The sequence below is a fragment of the Nitrosomonas supralitoralis genome (assembly GCF_003011925.2).
Classification (GTDB): Bacteria; Pseudomonadota; Gammaproteobacteria; order Burkholderiales; family Nitrosomonadaceae; genus Nitrosomonas; species Nitrosomonas supralitoralis.
Map to the genome: position 1 here is coordinate 23,783 of NZ_PXXU01000031.1, position 15,973 is coordinate 39,755.

The 15,973-nt window shown below is 42.9% G+C and carries 8 protein-coding genes; 5 read left to right on the top strand and 3 right to left on the bottom strand.

All coding sequences use genetic code 11. From position 1 onward, the window contains the following. Position 1: 1 nt before the first annotated feature. The 3 genes from C7H79_RS10740 to C7H79_RS10750 form a co-directional block, all read right to left on the bottom strand. On the bottom strand, positions 2-289 hold the full coding sequence (locus C7H79_RS10740) for a hypothetical protein (protein WP_106707265.1): 288 nt from the start codon (positions 287-289) through the stop codon (positions 2-4). A gap of 5 nt (positions 290-294) precedes the next feature. Next, the gene (locus tag C7H79_RS10745; RefSeq protein WP_106707266.1) at positions 295-2,019 is read right to left on the bottom strand and encodes a dihydroxyacetone kinase family protein; all 1,725 of its coding nucleotides are present in this window, start codon (positions 2,017-2,019) and stop codon (positions 295-297) included. A gap of 183 nt (positions 2,020-2,202) precedes the next feature. Further along, positions 2,203-5,910 carry a response regulator gene (locus C7H79_RS10750; RefSeq protein WP_106707267.1) on the bottom strand — a complete coding sequence of 1,236 codons (3,708 nt, stop codon included), beginning with the start codon at positions 5,908-5,910 and terminating at the stop codon, positions 2,203-2,205. 544 nt (positions 5,911-6,454) lie between these two features. Here C7H79_RS10750 and epsL point away from each other — a divergent pair. The 5 genes from epsL to C7H79_RS10775 all read left to right on the top strand — a co-directional run bounded on the left by epsL (position 6,455) and on the right by C7H79_RS10775 (position 15,927). After that, positions 6,455-7,693 carry an XrtB/PEP-CTERM-associated polysaccharide biosynthesis outer membrane protein EpsL gene (gene epsL / locus C7H79_RS10755; protein ID WP_242447257.1) on the top strand — a complete coding sequence of 413 codons (1,239 nt, stop codon included), beginning with the start codon at positions 6,455-6,457 and terminating at the stop codon, positions 7,691-7,693. Beyond that, the gene (locus C7H79_RS10760) at positions 7,690-9,135 is read left to right on the top strand and encodes an undecaprenyl-phosphate glucose phosphotransferase (RefSeq protein WP_106707269.1); all 1,446 of its coding nucleotides are present in this window, start codon (positions 7,690-7,692) and stop codon (positions 9,133-9,135) included. The genes epsL and C7H79_RS10760 overlap by 4 nt, the downstream gene beginning before the upstream one ends. Before the next feature lie 196 nt (positions 9,136-9,331). Beyond that, positions 9,332-9,655, top strand: a complete 324-nt coding sequence (fdxA, locus tag C7H79_RS10765; RefSeq protein WP_106707270.1) for a ferredoxin FdxA — start codon at positions 9,332-9,334, stop codon at positions 9,653-9,655. Positions 9,656-9,683: 28 nt separating this feature from the next. Then, positions 9,684-12,449 carry a PD-(D/E)XK nuclease family protein gene (locus tag C7H79_RS10770; protein ID WP_106707271.1) on the top strand — a complete coding sequence of 922 codons (2,766 nt, stop codon included), beginning with the start codon at positions 9,684-9,686 and terminating at the stop codon, positions 12,447-12,449. Next, positions 12,442-15,927 carry a UvrD-helicase domain-containing protein gene (locus tag C7H79_RS10775; RefSeq protein ID WP_106707272.1) on the top strand — a complete coding sequence of 1,162 codons (3,486 nt, stop codon included), beginning with the start codon at positions 12,442-12,444 and terminating at the stop codon, positions 15,925-15,927. Before C7H79_RS10770 ends, C7H79_RS10775 begins: the two co-directional genes overlap by 8 nt. The last annotated feature ends 46 nt before the right edge of the window (positions 15,928-15,973 follow it).

Consider the following 15,973-nt stretch of genomic DNA (forward strand, 5'->3'; position numbering starts at 1 on the left):
ATCAATAGAATCTCCCCCTCTGCTTTTTTGACATACATTCAACAATGCCCCTTTTCAGAGTATTACGATAATTGATTGGAAGTGTTGAAATAGAATGAAAAAAATGCTCATGCCGATAAATTAAATCTTGCTTGTCCAACAGGTTGCTCTCTTGTGTTAACTGATCAGCTGTATTCGGAATAATCAATGGAGTTTCTTCGTGAGAAGGAAGCAAGCCAATTACGGCATCAATTTCAGCTATAGCCACCGCTATTCTGGAAATAGCATTATTTTTTATGAAATATTGCATACATTTTACAAGAAGCTAATTGTTTTCCCAATCGCGGTAATGATCAGAGCCATCGAAATAGCACCTGGATCGGGCGTACCGAGACTTTGCTCCGCATGAGGACGTGCGCGGCCAATTTTAGGTAGAAGCTTCTTGGTGGATTGAGCTGCTTCATTTGCAATATCGGTTGCAACGGCCCAAGAATCGGCAATCGAAAGCCCTTGAGATGCCGCAGTAGCAAGTGCTGATGAGAATGGAAAAAGTACATCAACAAGCGTCTTGTCGCCCAACTGTGCGTTCCCAAGATTGGTTACATCGCGAAGCGCCGAAGCAATGCCGACAGCAACTGTTGATGCTTGGGGTGTTGCCTCATCACCCAGAGCATTGCCTAGACTGCGGAGGATAACGCCCCATAGGGCGCCAGATGTGCCACCAGCTCGATCTGACCAAGCGTCGCCAGCAACTGTAAGTAGTGTTCCAGCACCTGCTTTGGCATCAAGCGCTTCTTTTGCCGCTACAACCGCCGCGGTGATTCCACGTTGCATACCTAAGCCGTGATCGCCATCTCCAGCAATTGCATCCAATCTCCCAAGTTCCTCGCTCTTTTCGTTAATCACTTTGCAAGCGGCCTTAAGCGCCACAAAAACTATTGCTGCAGCGGATTGTGAGTCCATAGAACCAATTTCTAATGGATGTTTGTCTTTGATTCGACTGGCTGCGGGCGTGTCTATATTGGAACGAACGATATTACCCTTATGGAATGCGGGCGTGTCTGCTGCCGCAATCCAGGTTTTCTCAAGCTCATCGTTCATCCAGAATAACGTAAGTGAGATGCCTGCCATGTCAAAGCTCGTGATTAATTCATCCACTATGGGATCAATAATGGTCAATCCGCGCTCGAGTAGCAATCTGTCAACCCGGCGATAGACCACAAATAATTCTTCGTATTTCACAGAACCAAGGCCATTAAGTATCACGCCGATACGTGCGCCATCACCATTGACGATGGTTGAAGGAATTTCAGTAAGCAGCTTGTCGACCAACATTTCTGCCAGACCATCGGCAGTTGGCGAATCGATACGATAGAGACCGGGTTCACCATGAATCCCCATGCCAACTTCCATCTTTCCGCTTGAGACTTTAAATAGTGGTTTGTTGCTACCGGGCAGGGTGCAGCCAGAAAATGCCACACCGAGTGTGCGTACATGTTCATTGGCCTCAGTTGCGATACGAAAAACTTCATCCAGCGATTTTCCTGCATCTGCGGCAACAGCTGCTGCCTTGAAAACCGGCAAAGTGCCAGCAATACCGCGACGTTTATGTTTCTCAGTCAAAGGTGCAGAAGCAATGTCATCGGTTACAACTACCGTCCGAACGTCAATACCCATAGCGCAAAGCCGTGCCTGCGCCTGATCGAAATTGAGCACATCGCCAACATAATTGCCGTAACAAAATAAGATGCCGCCACCGGCATTTACGGCCTGTGCCACATTACAGATTTGCTGTGCCGATGGTGCTGCAAAGACGTTTCCCATGGCTGCGCCGTGCGCCAGTCCCGGTCCAACAAATCCACCAAAAGCCGGGTAATGTCCAGAACCGCCGCCAATAACAAGTACGACTTGACCTGGTTGAGCTTTATGCTTCCGAATCACGCCACCATCAACCGGCTGTATCTGGTTACGATGTGCTGCAACATATCCTTCAATCAGTTCATCTGCAAATTTTGTCGGATTATTGAATAGATAGGTCATCGTTTAGTAGCAATTATTATCACTTCCCAATTTGTCACGAGAATCATGCATGGTATTTTTGTTATTTCACTTACAGCATATTATCTGTGTTTACATTCCAAGAACAGAAGCACGACATGACAAATACAGAAACACGTTAATCAATCGGTTTACTCCAACAATGGATAACTTGTTGGGAGAACTTCACTCATCTTTCGCATATAAAGTACTCAGATAAGTTTTGATACTTATCATTTGAGCATCAAATGCTGTGAACAGTACAGCTAGTGCTTCGGCATCACTTTTTTTACCTGCCTGCTCCATTTTTGCGCATAATTCACCTAATTCAAGCGCACCGACAGAGCGCGCAGATGATTTGAGTTTATGGGCCAATGAACCTACTGTTGTTAATCGACCCGCTTGATAAGCTGTGTGGAGTTCCGACGCAATTTTTTCCGCGCTGGTACGAAAATCCAGTAACATTTCTTTTAGGATCACGGGATCATCACCGACCAATTGTTCGAGAACATGGAGATCGAGCGGTGTTTCGATCGACTTGTCTTTGCTGTTGGATAAAGCTGGTTGGGACGCAGATTGGATAGTTTCAATTGGCTGTCGACTGGATAGATATTTCTCAAGTATCAAGCGCAAATCTTCAAGCTGAACCGGTTTGCTCAGATAGTCATCCATTCCGGATTTCAGACAACGTTCCTTTTCACCTTTTAACGTATTCGCTGTCAAGGCAACAATCGGAATATGATTCCGGTCCTTTTCCGCAGCCCGAATTTCTTTTGTTAACTCGAATCCATCCATTTCCGGCATGTGTAAATCAGTCAATAACAGATCATAATCACCACTTTGCCAACGTTTTAATGCTTCTTTTCCATCGCTAGCAATATCTGCCGCATATCCCATCAGGTTGAGCTGCTGGCGGACTACTTTCTGATTGATATCGTTATCTTCCGCGACCAAAATCAGCATGCGCTGTCGCAAAGCTTCTTCTCGCGAAATAGGTTTAGGGGCTGATCTAAATGTTTTTAGAGTAGGAGCGTCTTCTGTTTCTGCTTCTATTCTTCCAGCAGCGATCTCCATTGCGCGAAATAACGATTGACGGTACATAACATCGCCATCCAGTGTAATGATGTCGATATCCTCGATACGAGCCTGCCGCCGGCGACCTCGCTTAATCACAACGAATCGGGGCTCAATATACGGATGCGGTTGGCTCTGCTTCGCTTCTGCGTCATTTTTTATAGCCTCAGAGCGCGCGCTAAACGCAGTGCGGATTGCCTCAATGGAAGGTACTTGCTCTCCGGCATCGATAACCACAAGCCATAACCCGGGAGAAAGCTTCTGAATAATTCGCTCAGCGGTAGCGAGATTAGACACCTGCTCGACAATGGCACCTGCACTTTTTAAATAAACAGCCAGATCATTACTCAGCCCATCATCTTCACCTAATATTAAGCAATTCATGCCTTCGAGATCATCGGTCTTGTGGTCGGCATATGAGATATCGGTTAAAGGCTTAAAAGGCATTTGTATGATAAAAGTGGAACCATGCTGAGGCTGACTTTCTACAGTGATTTCTGCATCCATTAATTCTGCTAGATGGTGCGAAATTGCCAAACCGAGGCCAGTTCCACCAAATCGCCGTGTGGTAGAAGGATCACCTTGTGAGAATGATTGAAACAATTTTAACTGAGTCTCTTTATTCATACCGATACCATTGTCGGTTATCTGGAAAGTGACCACTACCTGATCGGGATTGGATTCGGTCAATAAAACTCGCACCGATACTTTGCCTTGTTTTTCTTGCTTACTGGAGAATTTGATTGCGTTATTGATTATATTCACCAATACTTGGCGAAGTCGCAAGGGATCGCCCAACATATTCTCAGGAATTTTCGGATCAATAAACAAGGTCAGTTCCACTTTTTTACTGAGCGCGACGTGTGCCAGCATACCGCAAGCGTTTTCGACAATACTCGCTAATGACATTGGGATTTTTTCGATTTCCAGCTTACCGGCTTCGATTTTCGAAAAATCAAGAATATCTTCAATAATGGAAAGTAGCGAATAAGCGGAATCGCGTATCAAGTTAGCCATTTCCATTTGATAGCCAGTCAAACTGGTCTGTCTAAGTACGTCAATCATTCCGATCACGCCATTCATCGGTGTGCGGATTTCATGACTCATGGCGGCCAGAAAAGCCGATTTAGCCCGGTTAGCTTGTTCTGCCTCAGTCCGAGCTTGTTTTAAGTCGTTCATGATACGTACATGCTCACGGATATCCCGCATCACACCCGTGAAGTGCCGTTCTTCACCCACAAAATACTCACTGACCGCCAAATATAGCGCTATTCGATCGCCATTCTTGCGAATGCCTTCTACTTCACGCCCACGACCAATACCATGCGATCCGGACATATAAGGGCGACTGACATATTCCTGGCCATGCCCAGTGCGGCAGTAATTTTCCATATAACTGATATGTCTGCTACGATCAGGTTCGGGCACGATGATCGATATATTTTGTCCTATCATTTCATCATGTCTATAGCCAAACAGTTTTTCCATGACTGGATTGACGGAAAGAATCCTGCCTATTTCATCGGTAGTAACTACGCAATCCACCATGTGTTCAACAACAGACCGCATTTCTTCTTCTTTAATCGCCAGAGTTGTATTTGCCCATTGCAAATCGGCCGTGCGTGCAGCGACTCTTTCTTCTAATTCGCGGTTACTGGCATTCAACCGTTCCACCATAAGATTAAATGTTTGCGCAAGTTGCCTCATTTCATCCCAACCCTCAATCGCAACTTGCTCACGCAAATTACCCTTTGATATTTTTAGAGCGCTCTGGTTCAAGTGCTTCAAAGGGTCGACAACACGGCGATTAAATAAAAAAGCCCCGAATAAAGCAGCGAGAGAGGTCAGAATAACAATAACCAAACCAACAAAATGCAGATGATAAACAGAAGCAAATGCCTCATCGACATCAATATTTACCAGCATACCCCATTTCAAGCGTGGTAAATAACGCCATGCAGTCACAACTTCCTTGCCACGGTAATTAACAGTCAGTGCTCCACCAGAATCACCTTTTAGGGCAAATTCCATAGCCGTAGAAGACGGTGGATTATTAAGCGGGATTTTTCGTTTTAATGCGGCTTCAGGGTCATACTTCAATGGAGCCATTACCAGAGCAGTCTGGGCATCTTCGAGTCGTGCCACTACTGTTTCACCACTAGCCAAAAGGCCGACGTTATTTGAGATGACTGAAAATACAAGTTCACTATAGATTTGTAACGCCAGCACACCTTTAATTTCGCCCTCATTAATAATGGGCGTCGCTACGAATGCAGCGATCGCGTCCCTGGATGGCTCGTAATGCTCGAAGTCTGAAATACTACTTTCTAACTTATCCAACGCATAGCGGGCAACTTTAGCTAAACCGCTATCACGATAGGGGCCAGTTCGTAAATTGGTTGCAAAATCAGATTCGTGTGCTTGAGAATAAACAATTGTTCCATCAGGTGAAATCAGAAACAGATCATAATATTTGGCATCCTCCACAAAGCGTTTGTAACTTTCACGATAACTCTTATCTAGCTCGTGATATTCATCGGAATCGATTCCTTTTTCTTCAAAGACTGTAGTGAATTTAGTAATGGCTTCATGCGTTGTACTCATACCACTAACCAAGTAGGCATCAAGCAAACGCTCTAAAAGGTAGCTGTCAATTTGCTCGGCCTTCTTGTCAGCGATAGCAGAGACATTCTGAATAGCGGATTTTTTGATCTCGGCCTCAAAGGTATGCAGTAGACTGTTACCAATGAATAATATTGGTAGTAAAGAAACCAACGTAAACCAGACAGCAAATCGCTGTGTGAGTGAAGTGAATTTCACCAGTTTCTCCTAGTGATAATGGCAATTGAACTGCTCAACTGACTTTCTCGCAAAAAAGACGACCCAATAATAAAGATTGCAAATTTAAATCTAATTTATGCTTTCTCGGACATCGTTACATTGCTATTATCTCTGCCGCTCAGCTCAAATAAGTAGTTAAAGACAGTGATCCTGTCTGGTTTAATCTTATTGCAGATTGTGCCGTAATTCCATATCTTTAAATTTCTTTAGCATATACAAAGCAATTTGTATCATTAATTTAAACCGAAGTGTTAAAAATAGCGACACTTAGAGAGGAATCGATCAAAAACGTGATTTTTCTGATCGAAAAAGTGTTGTTAAAAATAGTTTTATGAGAACATGTTAAGCAAAATGCAATTCTGTCAAATGTCTGTGATATTTAACTAATGCAAACTCTGAGAATTCGAAGTTGATGAAATATTTATTGAGTGAAGTTACGGTTGCGCCAATCTGTCAGTATCTTAAATTCATTATGACACGCTTATTACGATCCATTTGGTTGAGGTTTTTTGTTTTAGGATGCATGTTGTTGCTTTTTTTTGCGCCACCTATTTATGCGCAGACTATTGGTAAAGTAATACAGCCATTTGGAAGTTATATTTTTACCGCCGATGACAACATACTGCGCATCAGAGATAAAATGAATACCGATAGCATTGCAAATGATTCTATTAGAAATGCGATTATTCAGAAAGATCTCTTTGATATGACGCACCGGTTTACCGGGGGCGTTATCCTTCAGAAGGAAATCAGTCGGCAGCGGTTAAGCGCAAACTTTAACTATAGTCGCGTCCAGTTCGATAGATTTAGCATTATGGACAACAATCTGAAAAATTTTAGTGGCAACTGGAACTGGTTGATAGGTAATCAACTGGAAGGTAATATGGGAGCCAGTTATACACAGTCACTGGCGCCCTTCCTGTTTCAACCGGGTATTAAATCTATCCGTACCGAACTGACAGAATATATTAACGGAGGTTGGCGATTTCATCCAAGATGGCGTTTGAATGGCGAGTTTACTCACTATGACCTAGGTATCAAAGCTCCCCCTGAAGTTCCACGTTTGCGATTTCTTGAGCGTACTGAAAACCAGTTTGAAGGTGGAATTGACTATGTTTCATCGCACGGTAAATCAGGCAGAAATACGGTCGGAGTGCTTTTTCGCCATATAAGCGGTAATTTTCCTTTTGAACCTACATCAGCATTTATTAATAATGATTACGAACAAAAGGAAGTCATGGCTAAAATTAACTGGGATGTCACTGGAAAATCAAGCTTCCAGGTGCGTGGAGGGTGGGTTGAGCGTCAAAATGCAAGTGCCGTACAGCGCGATTTTAGCGGATTCAATGCGCGTGGTATTTTTCAATGGCGACCTACAGATAAAACTGGGCTGACTGTTAGCGGGTGGCGCGAAACTGCAGCCAGGCAGAATTTGACCGCAAGTTTCAGTATTAATACCGGTGTAAGCGTAATACCCTTCTGGAATATCACAGAAAAAGTACGTATGGAGGGAGATTTCTTGTATGAGACACGCAACTTCGGTAACCGCGTAACAAATCTTAGTGATCCAGAAATATCTTCTGCTTTAGGTGTACACAATACGATCCGCAACGCCACTGTCAGACTCGTATATAACCCTTATCTTGGTCTCGAGCTCAGCGCCTCAGCTTATCATGCCGATTTAAAATCTGATTCATTTTTTGGCGGTTTTAACGCCAACGGCGCCAATGTCAATCTACAATATACTTACGGACAACGATGACAGTCAATGATTTGCCCATAGTAGCTTTTTTCAAGCATCTGCTTGATCCATTCATCATATGGAGCACTCTGATACTCACAACCTGGATCTATCATGAAGACTTCACCAGTTACTATTTGATATTAGTCATTATTACTTTTTTTATTTCTTCTTACATTTTTGAGCGCATCCTTATTTACCGCAACTGGCGAAAGGGTCGTTTGCTTGCTTATGTGCGCGATACAGTGATGGGCTGGTTAATCATTGTCGCTATTCTGATATTTCTAGGTTATGCTACCAAATTCCACAATCAGTTTTCTGTGGAAGTTCTATTAACTTGGTTTATCGTTACACCATTGATGTTGATCGCGAGTCATCTTACAGTGCGCAGCATTGTCGCCAGTCTGTACCACCGAGGCAAGTTGCGTTCAGCGATAGTCATTGGTATCAACGAAAACAGTTTGCATTTCATCAAACATATTGCGGACCATCCTTTTTTTTTGATTAATTTGCAAGGTTTCTTCGATGAACGTAGTAGCACCCGAATCGACGCTAGCTTAGGCTCTCATTCGAACGGACTGGGTGACCAAAGCGCAGTCGACTCTGTTATCCGGCCGGTAGATTTTGGATCACGTTTGGGGGGATTAGAGAGTGTCGTGCCGTATGTTCAGAAGCATATTATTGATATGGTTTTTATCAGTTTACCAATGTCATCTCAGCCACGAATTCAGAAGTTGATGGATGAACTGCCAGATACCACAACTTCTATTTATTTTCTTCCAGATATTTATATTTTTGATCTGATGCAGGCTCGGTTTGAATATATTGGCGATATTCCTGTAGTGGCCATGAATGAATCACCCTTCACCGGCATCGATGGCGTGGTCAAATCTATCAGCGATTTTATGCTGGCATTGCTCATCATTGTGTTGCTGTCTCCTTTGATGGTAAGTATTGCTTTGGCAGTAAAATTCACTTCGCCTGGTCCAGTCATCTTTAAACAGCGTCGTTACGGTCTTAATGGTGAGGAAATCACTGTATATAAGTTCCGTTCCATGACAGTTACTGAAGATGGAGCAGATATTCAGCAAGCACAACAAAACGATCAACGGTTCACTAAAATTGGTAGCTTCCTTCGTCGTACATCACTGGATGAGTTACCTCAATTCTTTAATGTATTGCAAGGACGCATGAGTATCGTCGGTCCGCGCCCTCATGCAGTTGCACATAATGAGCTTTATCGTAAATTAATCAAAGGCTATATGCTTCGTCATAAAGCTAAACCAGGTATTACCGGTTGGGCTCAGGTCAATGGCTGGCGCGGAGAAACTGAAGTGTTGGAAAAAATGCAAGCCCGTATCGAACACGATTTGTATTATCTCAAAAACTGGTCAATCTGGCTCGATCTTTGGATTATCCTTAAAACCGTGTTGATCGTCTTACGTAAAGATAATGCATATTAATTGTATGGATTCAAGAACGAAAGCAATTTTTAATCGATAACTAAATAATAAGTTGAGATAGCATCGTAGTTTCTTAAGCGATTAAATGTGCTTTGTCACTAAAATATATGGTTGTGATGGTTTTGGTGATGGCGTTAATTATTGGAATTCTGCTAAAATATAATATTCTATAATAGTGTTAGCAAGGATAGTTGTCATGGCTTATGTTGTAACCGAAAATTGTATTAAATGTAAGTATACGGATTGTGTGGATGTATGTCCGGTAGATTGTTTCCGTGAAGGTCCCAATTTTTTAGTGATAGACCCGGATGAATGTATTGATTGTACGTTATGCGTTGCAGAATGTCCGGTAGAGGCAATCTATGCTGAGGACGACGTGCCTGATGAACAAACGCACTTTATTCCGCTAAATGCTGAGCTAGCTAAAAAATGGCGTCCAATTATTGAAAAAAAAGATGCACTGCCTGATGCAGATGACTGGGCTAGTGTTAAAGAAAAGCTGGATCAACTGCAACGCTAATCAGAAATGGCGGTAATCTAGATACCGCATGCTTGCTTCTCCACAATTTCCACAGATTACTTATGATGAAATTGCAAAGCGCATAAATGCTGGCTGCGTGGTGCTTACACCCAATCGGAGGCTTGCATTAGCGCTTAATGAGAAATTTAATCAGGTTCAAATCAACCAGAAAAAAGCCATGTGGTATTCGGCAGATGTTTTGCCATTTTCCACGTTTATTGAACGGATTTATTTCGATTCACTTTATGCCCAATCAGCAGTTGCATTACCTTTGCTATTGTCTGTATATCAGGAGCAAATGCTTTGGGAATCAATTATTCAATCCTCAGAAGATGGAAATGCACTACTGAGAATTCCACAAACGGCGCAATCAGTCAGTGAAGCGTGGCATCTTGCCCATACTTGGCAGTTGGTTCATTGCCTACGAGATTTTGCACCGAACGAAGACGTTAAAGTATTTTTGGGTTGGGCAAAAACCTATCAAGATATAACGGCACGAAACCAGCAAACTGATCAAGCTCGTATTTGTGATCTGGTCACAGATCGATACGAGTTTCTGGATATTAACAATCCATCTTCAATAGTTTGCTATGGCTTCGATGTTTTTACACCCCAACAAACCACTTTTTTAAGCAAGCTAAGTGAATGTGGTTGCGAAATTTTGGTAGCTATTCCAACAGCACAAAGCCAGCAATCGCTGGCAACAGTTCAGCATTTTGGATATGCAAGTAGTCAAGATGAAATTTATCAGGCAGCTTTATGGGCGCGATCCAGAATTGAAACAGTAAATCATGATGTGCGTGTGGGTATCGTGGTACCGACGCTGTCCAGTTATCGCAATGCTCTGACTCGTATCTTTAATCAGGTGATGCATCCTGATATTCGGTTTGCACTGCCGGGTGCAACACGGAGTATTGCACCGTTTAATATCTCGTTGGGTTTAGCACTAACAACTTATCCTTTGATAGATGCAGCTTTTGTATGCTTGGCTTTATTGGATCAAGAAGTGGAATTTAATCGTATCAGTCATTGGTTGCGTTCACCATTTCTAGCTGGAGGGGAAACTGAAATGAGGCAACGTGCGCTGTTAAATGCGCAAATGAGCAGGTATGCTGAGCCTGATGTTTCTCTGGAGCGATTACTTTTACTCTTAATGCAAACAGATGGGCAAAGTAAATGCCCGATTTTGCTGGAGCGTTTGTCAGCGTTGATGAAATTTCGTCAAACTCAGTTTCCTGAGTTAGCCAGTCATACTGTATTCACCAGAATTATTTCCGAAGTTCTGCAGATTTTGGGTTTTCCTGGAGAGCGTGGTTTGGATTCCAATGAGTATCAAGCTTTTAAAAAGTGGCAGTCACTTGTTGCAAATTTTGCGACGCTCGATCAAATCAGCGCAGAAGTTAGCTATCATGAGGCTTTCAAACGGTTGAGACGGATGGCAGATAATACATTGTTTCAGCCTGAAACACCCGGGGTGCCAGTCCAAATTATCGGTGTATTGGAAGCGGTTGGGATGGAATTTGATCATCTATGGGTCATGGGGCTATCTGATGAACAGTGGCCGTTGCGGTCCCATCCGAACCCTTTTTTGCCATTAGAGCTGCAACGTAGAGCAAAATTGCCATTTGGATCAGCCTTGGAGTCGTCGGCATACTGTCAACTTCTGACGCAGAAGTGGCTATCCAGTGCTAGAGAGGTTGTGTCAAGTTATCCCAAATTTAGTGATGATCGTGATAGGCATGAATTAAAATCCAGTCCATTGATTCAATCGATACCGCTCGGTAGCCCGCTATTTGTTGAGATGGAGCAGCATCATCACCGAATTATCCAATCATGCAAAATGGAGTATATAGCAGATTGTGAGTCGCCACCATTGGGTAAAGAAACCGTTAAACATAGCATAAAGGGAGGCACATCGGTACTCAAGGATTATGCCGCATGTCCATTCCGTGCCTGGGCTAAGCACCGGTTGCATCTTACAAGCTTGTATGTGCCACACACAGGTCTAAATGCAGTGGAAAGAGGCATGTTAGCGCATCAAGTATTGGCGCAATTATGGCGGCAATTGAAAACTAAAGATGCGCTTGATGAACTTAATAATTACGCTCTTGAGAATATACTGACAGATATTACAAGCGATGCAGTTTTGGAGATGCAGCAATACAAACCTATTGCACTTTCGGGTCGTTTTGTGCAAATTGAGCAACGGCGTTTGATTCGTGTGATGCTTGAATGGTTGGATGAAGAAAAGAAGCGGAGTTGGTTCAAGGTAATTGCTGCGGAAGAAAAACGTTCTATCCAAGTAGGTGATCTGGTTCTGAGTGTCCGCTTGGACCGGGTTGACGAATTGGAGGACGGGCAACGCATCGTTATTGATTACAAAACAAGCAAACAATCCATACAGTCTATGATCGGAGAGCGTCCGGATGAGCCGCAACTTCCTTTATATCTGGTGATGACTGACATGGGCCAACAAGCTGCAGGTGCTGCATTTGCTGTTATAAAGCGAGGTGAAATGGGTTTTGCGGCGATATTGCGAGAATCAGATCTATTGCCAGGCATAAAAGCTTTTTTGCAGTTGGATAGAAGCATGCGATTTAACACGTGGGAGAGTTTGATTGAAACATGGCGGCAACATCTGACAAATCTGGCAGTGGGTTTTTGCAGTGGAGATGCTAGAGTCGATCCCAAGAATTTTCCCACGACATGTAGATATTGTGACATGCAACTGTTTTGCCGAATTCGTGAGCGGATGGAGAATGACATGACTGATCTAGGCAAGGAAAGTGATTGATTCTGAATTTATTCCTGATGCAGACCAACGCCTAAGAGCACTCAATCCAGCTCAATCATTCATTGTCCAGGCACCGGCTGGATCGGGCAAAACAGCACTACTTATTCAGCGTTATCTCAAATTGCTTGCTTGTGTCGATACTCCCGAAGAAATCGTGGCTATTACCTTCACACGTAAAGCTGCAGCAGAAATGCGTACTCGGATTCTAGCCGAGTTAGAAATTGCACACAAGCCAACCGAAGTTAAAACTTCCCATGAAAGGCTGAATCGAGAATTGGCAGCAGCAGCTTTGCTGCGTGATCAGCAGGCTGGTTGGCATATTATTGAGCATCCAGAGAGACTGCGGATACAAACGATTGATTCGCTGTGTGCATCATTGACGCGACTAATGCCCATGCTGTCAAAATTTGGAGCGCAGCCTGAAACAATTGAGGATGCTGCTGTTTTTTATTTGGAAGCGGTACGAGCGACACTAGAATTGATGCAGCAGAACCATGCAATTGCTGATGACGTGGAACTGTTGCTAGAGCATCTTGATAATGACACGATGCGTGTCGAAACTTTGCTTGTCGAAATGCTAGCGCGACGTGATCACTGGCTGCGCCATATACATGGTAGGACTCGGCAGGAACTGGAAGAATCCTTGCAAAATTTACGCCATCATGCGCTGCAGTATGTTCTTTTGCAATTTCCCAAAGCATTAGAAAATGAGTTGCTAGAATTGCTACGCTATGCTGCTACTAATCTTATTGCTGATGACAGGGAATCATCAATTATACATTCCAGTCAATTAGATAACTTGTCTTCGTCCGAGATTGAGCATTGGTATGGAGTTGCTGAATTGTTGCTCACTCGGCAAGGCTCTTGGCGAAAAAAAATCTCTATCAACGAAGGCTTTCCGCCTTACAACAAGAGATTTGAAAAAAATGAAGCAGCAGAGTGGAAGAAACGATGGGGTGTATTGATCAATTTGCTTGATTCAGAAGAAATTTTCCGGCAAGCGTTGCATGATATACGTCAACTGCCGCCGGCGTACTATACCGATCAGCAATGGAAAATTCTAGGCGCAATAACAAGGCTATTACCTTATGCCGTCGCACAACTTAAAATTATTTTTCAAGCCAATGGTTTTGTGGATTTCTCGGAGGTTACGCAACGCGCATTGCTTGCATTGGGAGATTCCGAATCACCTACGGATCTAGCGCTGGCGCTGGATTATCGTATCAAGCATTTGATGATTGATGAGTTTCAGGATACTTCGATCAGTCAGTTTAAATTAATTGAGAAACTTATCGCCGGCTGGGAAGTAGGGGATGGACATAGTCTGTTCGCAGTGGGAGATCCGATGCAATCTATCTACCGCTTCCGGGAAGCGGAAGTTGGATTGTTTTTACAGGCCATGAATCTCGGGATTGGTCATCTGATTTTGCACCCAATTACGCTCAGTACTAATTTTCGTTCGCAACAAGGCATCATTAATTGGGTTAATGAAACTTTTGCACAAGTTATGCCTAATTGTGCAGAGATTCAATCCGGCGCAGTGGCTTATACGCCTTCGATTGGGATACACCCCAAACTTGCTGAGATTGCAGTAAAGGTATATCCCTTGTTTGATAGCAGCCATGTTGTTGAGGCTAGGCAGATTGTAGACATTATCTTGCAAGCTCGCCAGGATTATCCGACCGGTACGATTGCAATTTTGGTGCGAAACCGTAGCCATCTGCAAGTCATCGTCCAAAAATTAAAAGAATCCAATTTGCGGTTTCGTGCCATTGATATTGAGTTATTGCATTACAAGCCGGTAGTTCGGGATTTACTTATTCTAACTCGTGCATTGATAAATTTGGCCGATCAGATAGCTTGGTCTGCATTATTACGTGCGCCATGGTGTGGGCTTTTGCTTAAAGATATTCATGGTTTATTTAAGACCGCAAATGGACAAAAAGATAAAAATGACGATGCAATTAATAAAGAAACGAACGTATGGGATTTGATTTGTGATGAAAGTCATTGGCGCTACATTTCAGCAGACGCAAAGTCACGTATAAAAAGAGTACGCAAAGCTTTAACACCTTGCATAATTCATCGACAGCGTCAGTCGCTACGTATGACAGTCGAGGCAGTCTGGCAAGCATTGGGCGGACCAGGGTGTGTTAGTCCAACCGCAAAACTTCAAAGTGAGATTGCGACAAACTGGGAAGATGCTATGATCTTTTTGGATTATCTAGATAAACAGGAAGTAGCTGGCGTGATTCTAGACCTGGTAAGTTTTGAAAAAGGATTGAATACGCTCTATGCCTCACAAGATATTATCGCAGATGAGTCTTTGCAGATTATGACAATTCATAAAGCTAAAGGTCTCGAATTTGATACAGTCATTGTTCCTGGACTTGGCCGAGAGCAGCGTAGAAATGATAGGCAATTATTAAAGTGGATGGAACAACCACATGTCCGGGTTGAAGTTGGAGTTGAGAGCAAGTTAGTTAATCCAGAATTATTACTTGCGCCAATTCAAGAAACAGGAGTAAGCGCTGATCCGATTTATAGATGGATGGAGAAAATTGATTGTAATAAAGAGCAACATGAAGCTGATCGTTTGCTATATGTTGCTGCCACGCGTGCCAAGAAATTCTTACATTTGTTAGGACATGTAAGTTCAACTGAGAATAATGAAAGAAAATATATACCTAAGCAACCAGTCGCGAGCTCGCTACTTCATAGGCTATGGCCTGTTGTACAACAAATTTATCGCGATGCAGCCGAGAAAATTGCAGTAAAGGAGAGTCCAAAACTTGAGGATAAAGGTTGTGAAGTGGTTATCAGCGATATAAACAATCAGGGTATATATAGACTGAAAGCAGAATGGACATTGCCAGATGCTCCAGAATCAGTTGTTTGGGGTGAATTTTACGAAACTAAACAGATTCAAGATGAGATCGAATTTTCATGGGCTAGCGAAATGGCTCGTCACGTGGGTAATGTAGTACATCGATGGTTAAGAAAAATTGCTGATGATGAATTGTGTGGCTGGAATGTTGTGCGCATACAAATGATGCGCGAATGTTTTAAACAGAATTTACTTGCCGATGGTTTTAGCGGAGACGATAACGAAGTGAAAAATGCAATAGATCGCATCATTTTAGCATTGACAAATGCAATCAGTGATAAACGGGGTCGTTGGATTCTGGGTCATCAGCAGCATGCAAAAAATGAATTGAAAGTTGCTGGGATTTTTAATAATAAGATAATGAGCTGTATGATTGATAGAACTTTCAATGATTCTGAGGGAGTTAGATGGATAATTGATTATAAAACAAGTAGTCATGTGGGATCGGATATTCAAAGTTTTCTTGATCGCGAGCAGGTTCGTTATCGGGATCAGCTTAATAATTATGCAAAACTTATGCGTCAAATTGATTCGCGGCCGATAAGGCTAGGAATTTATTTTCCACTTCTTAATGGTTGGCGCGAGTGGTAATAATTGTGAGGAGTTCAAAAATATTTCCTAGAATTTTTAGTGTGAG

Bases quoted from the DNA above. Each gene is read 5' to 3' on its own strand.
- C7H79_RS10740 (WP_106707265.1), bottom strand. From the start codon at position 289: ATGCAATATTTCATAAAAAATAATGCTATTTCCAGAATAGCGGTGGCT.
- C7H79_RS10745 (WP_106707266.1), bottom strand. From the start codon at position 2,019: ATGACCTATCTATTCAATAATCCGACAAAATTTGCAGATGAACTGATT.
- epsL (WP_242447257.1), top strand. From the start codon at position 6,455: ATGTTGTTGCTTTTTTTTGCGCCACCTATTTATGCGCAGACTATTGGT.
- C7H79_RS10760 (WP_106707269.1), top strand. From the start codon at position 7,690: ATGACAGTCAATGATTTGCCCATAGTAGCTTTTTTCAAGCATCTGCTT.
- fdxA (WP_106707270.1), top strand. From the start codon at position 9,332: ATGGCTTATGTTGTAACCGAAAATTGTATTAAATGTAAGTATACGGAT.
- C7H79_RS10770 (WP_106707271.1), top strand. From the start codon at position 9,684: ATGCTTGCTTCTCCACAATTTCCACAGATTACTTATGATGAAATTGCA.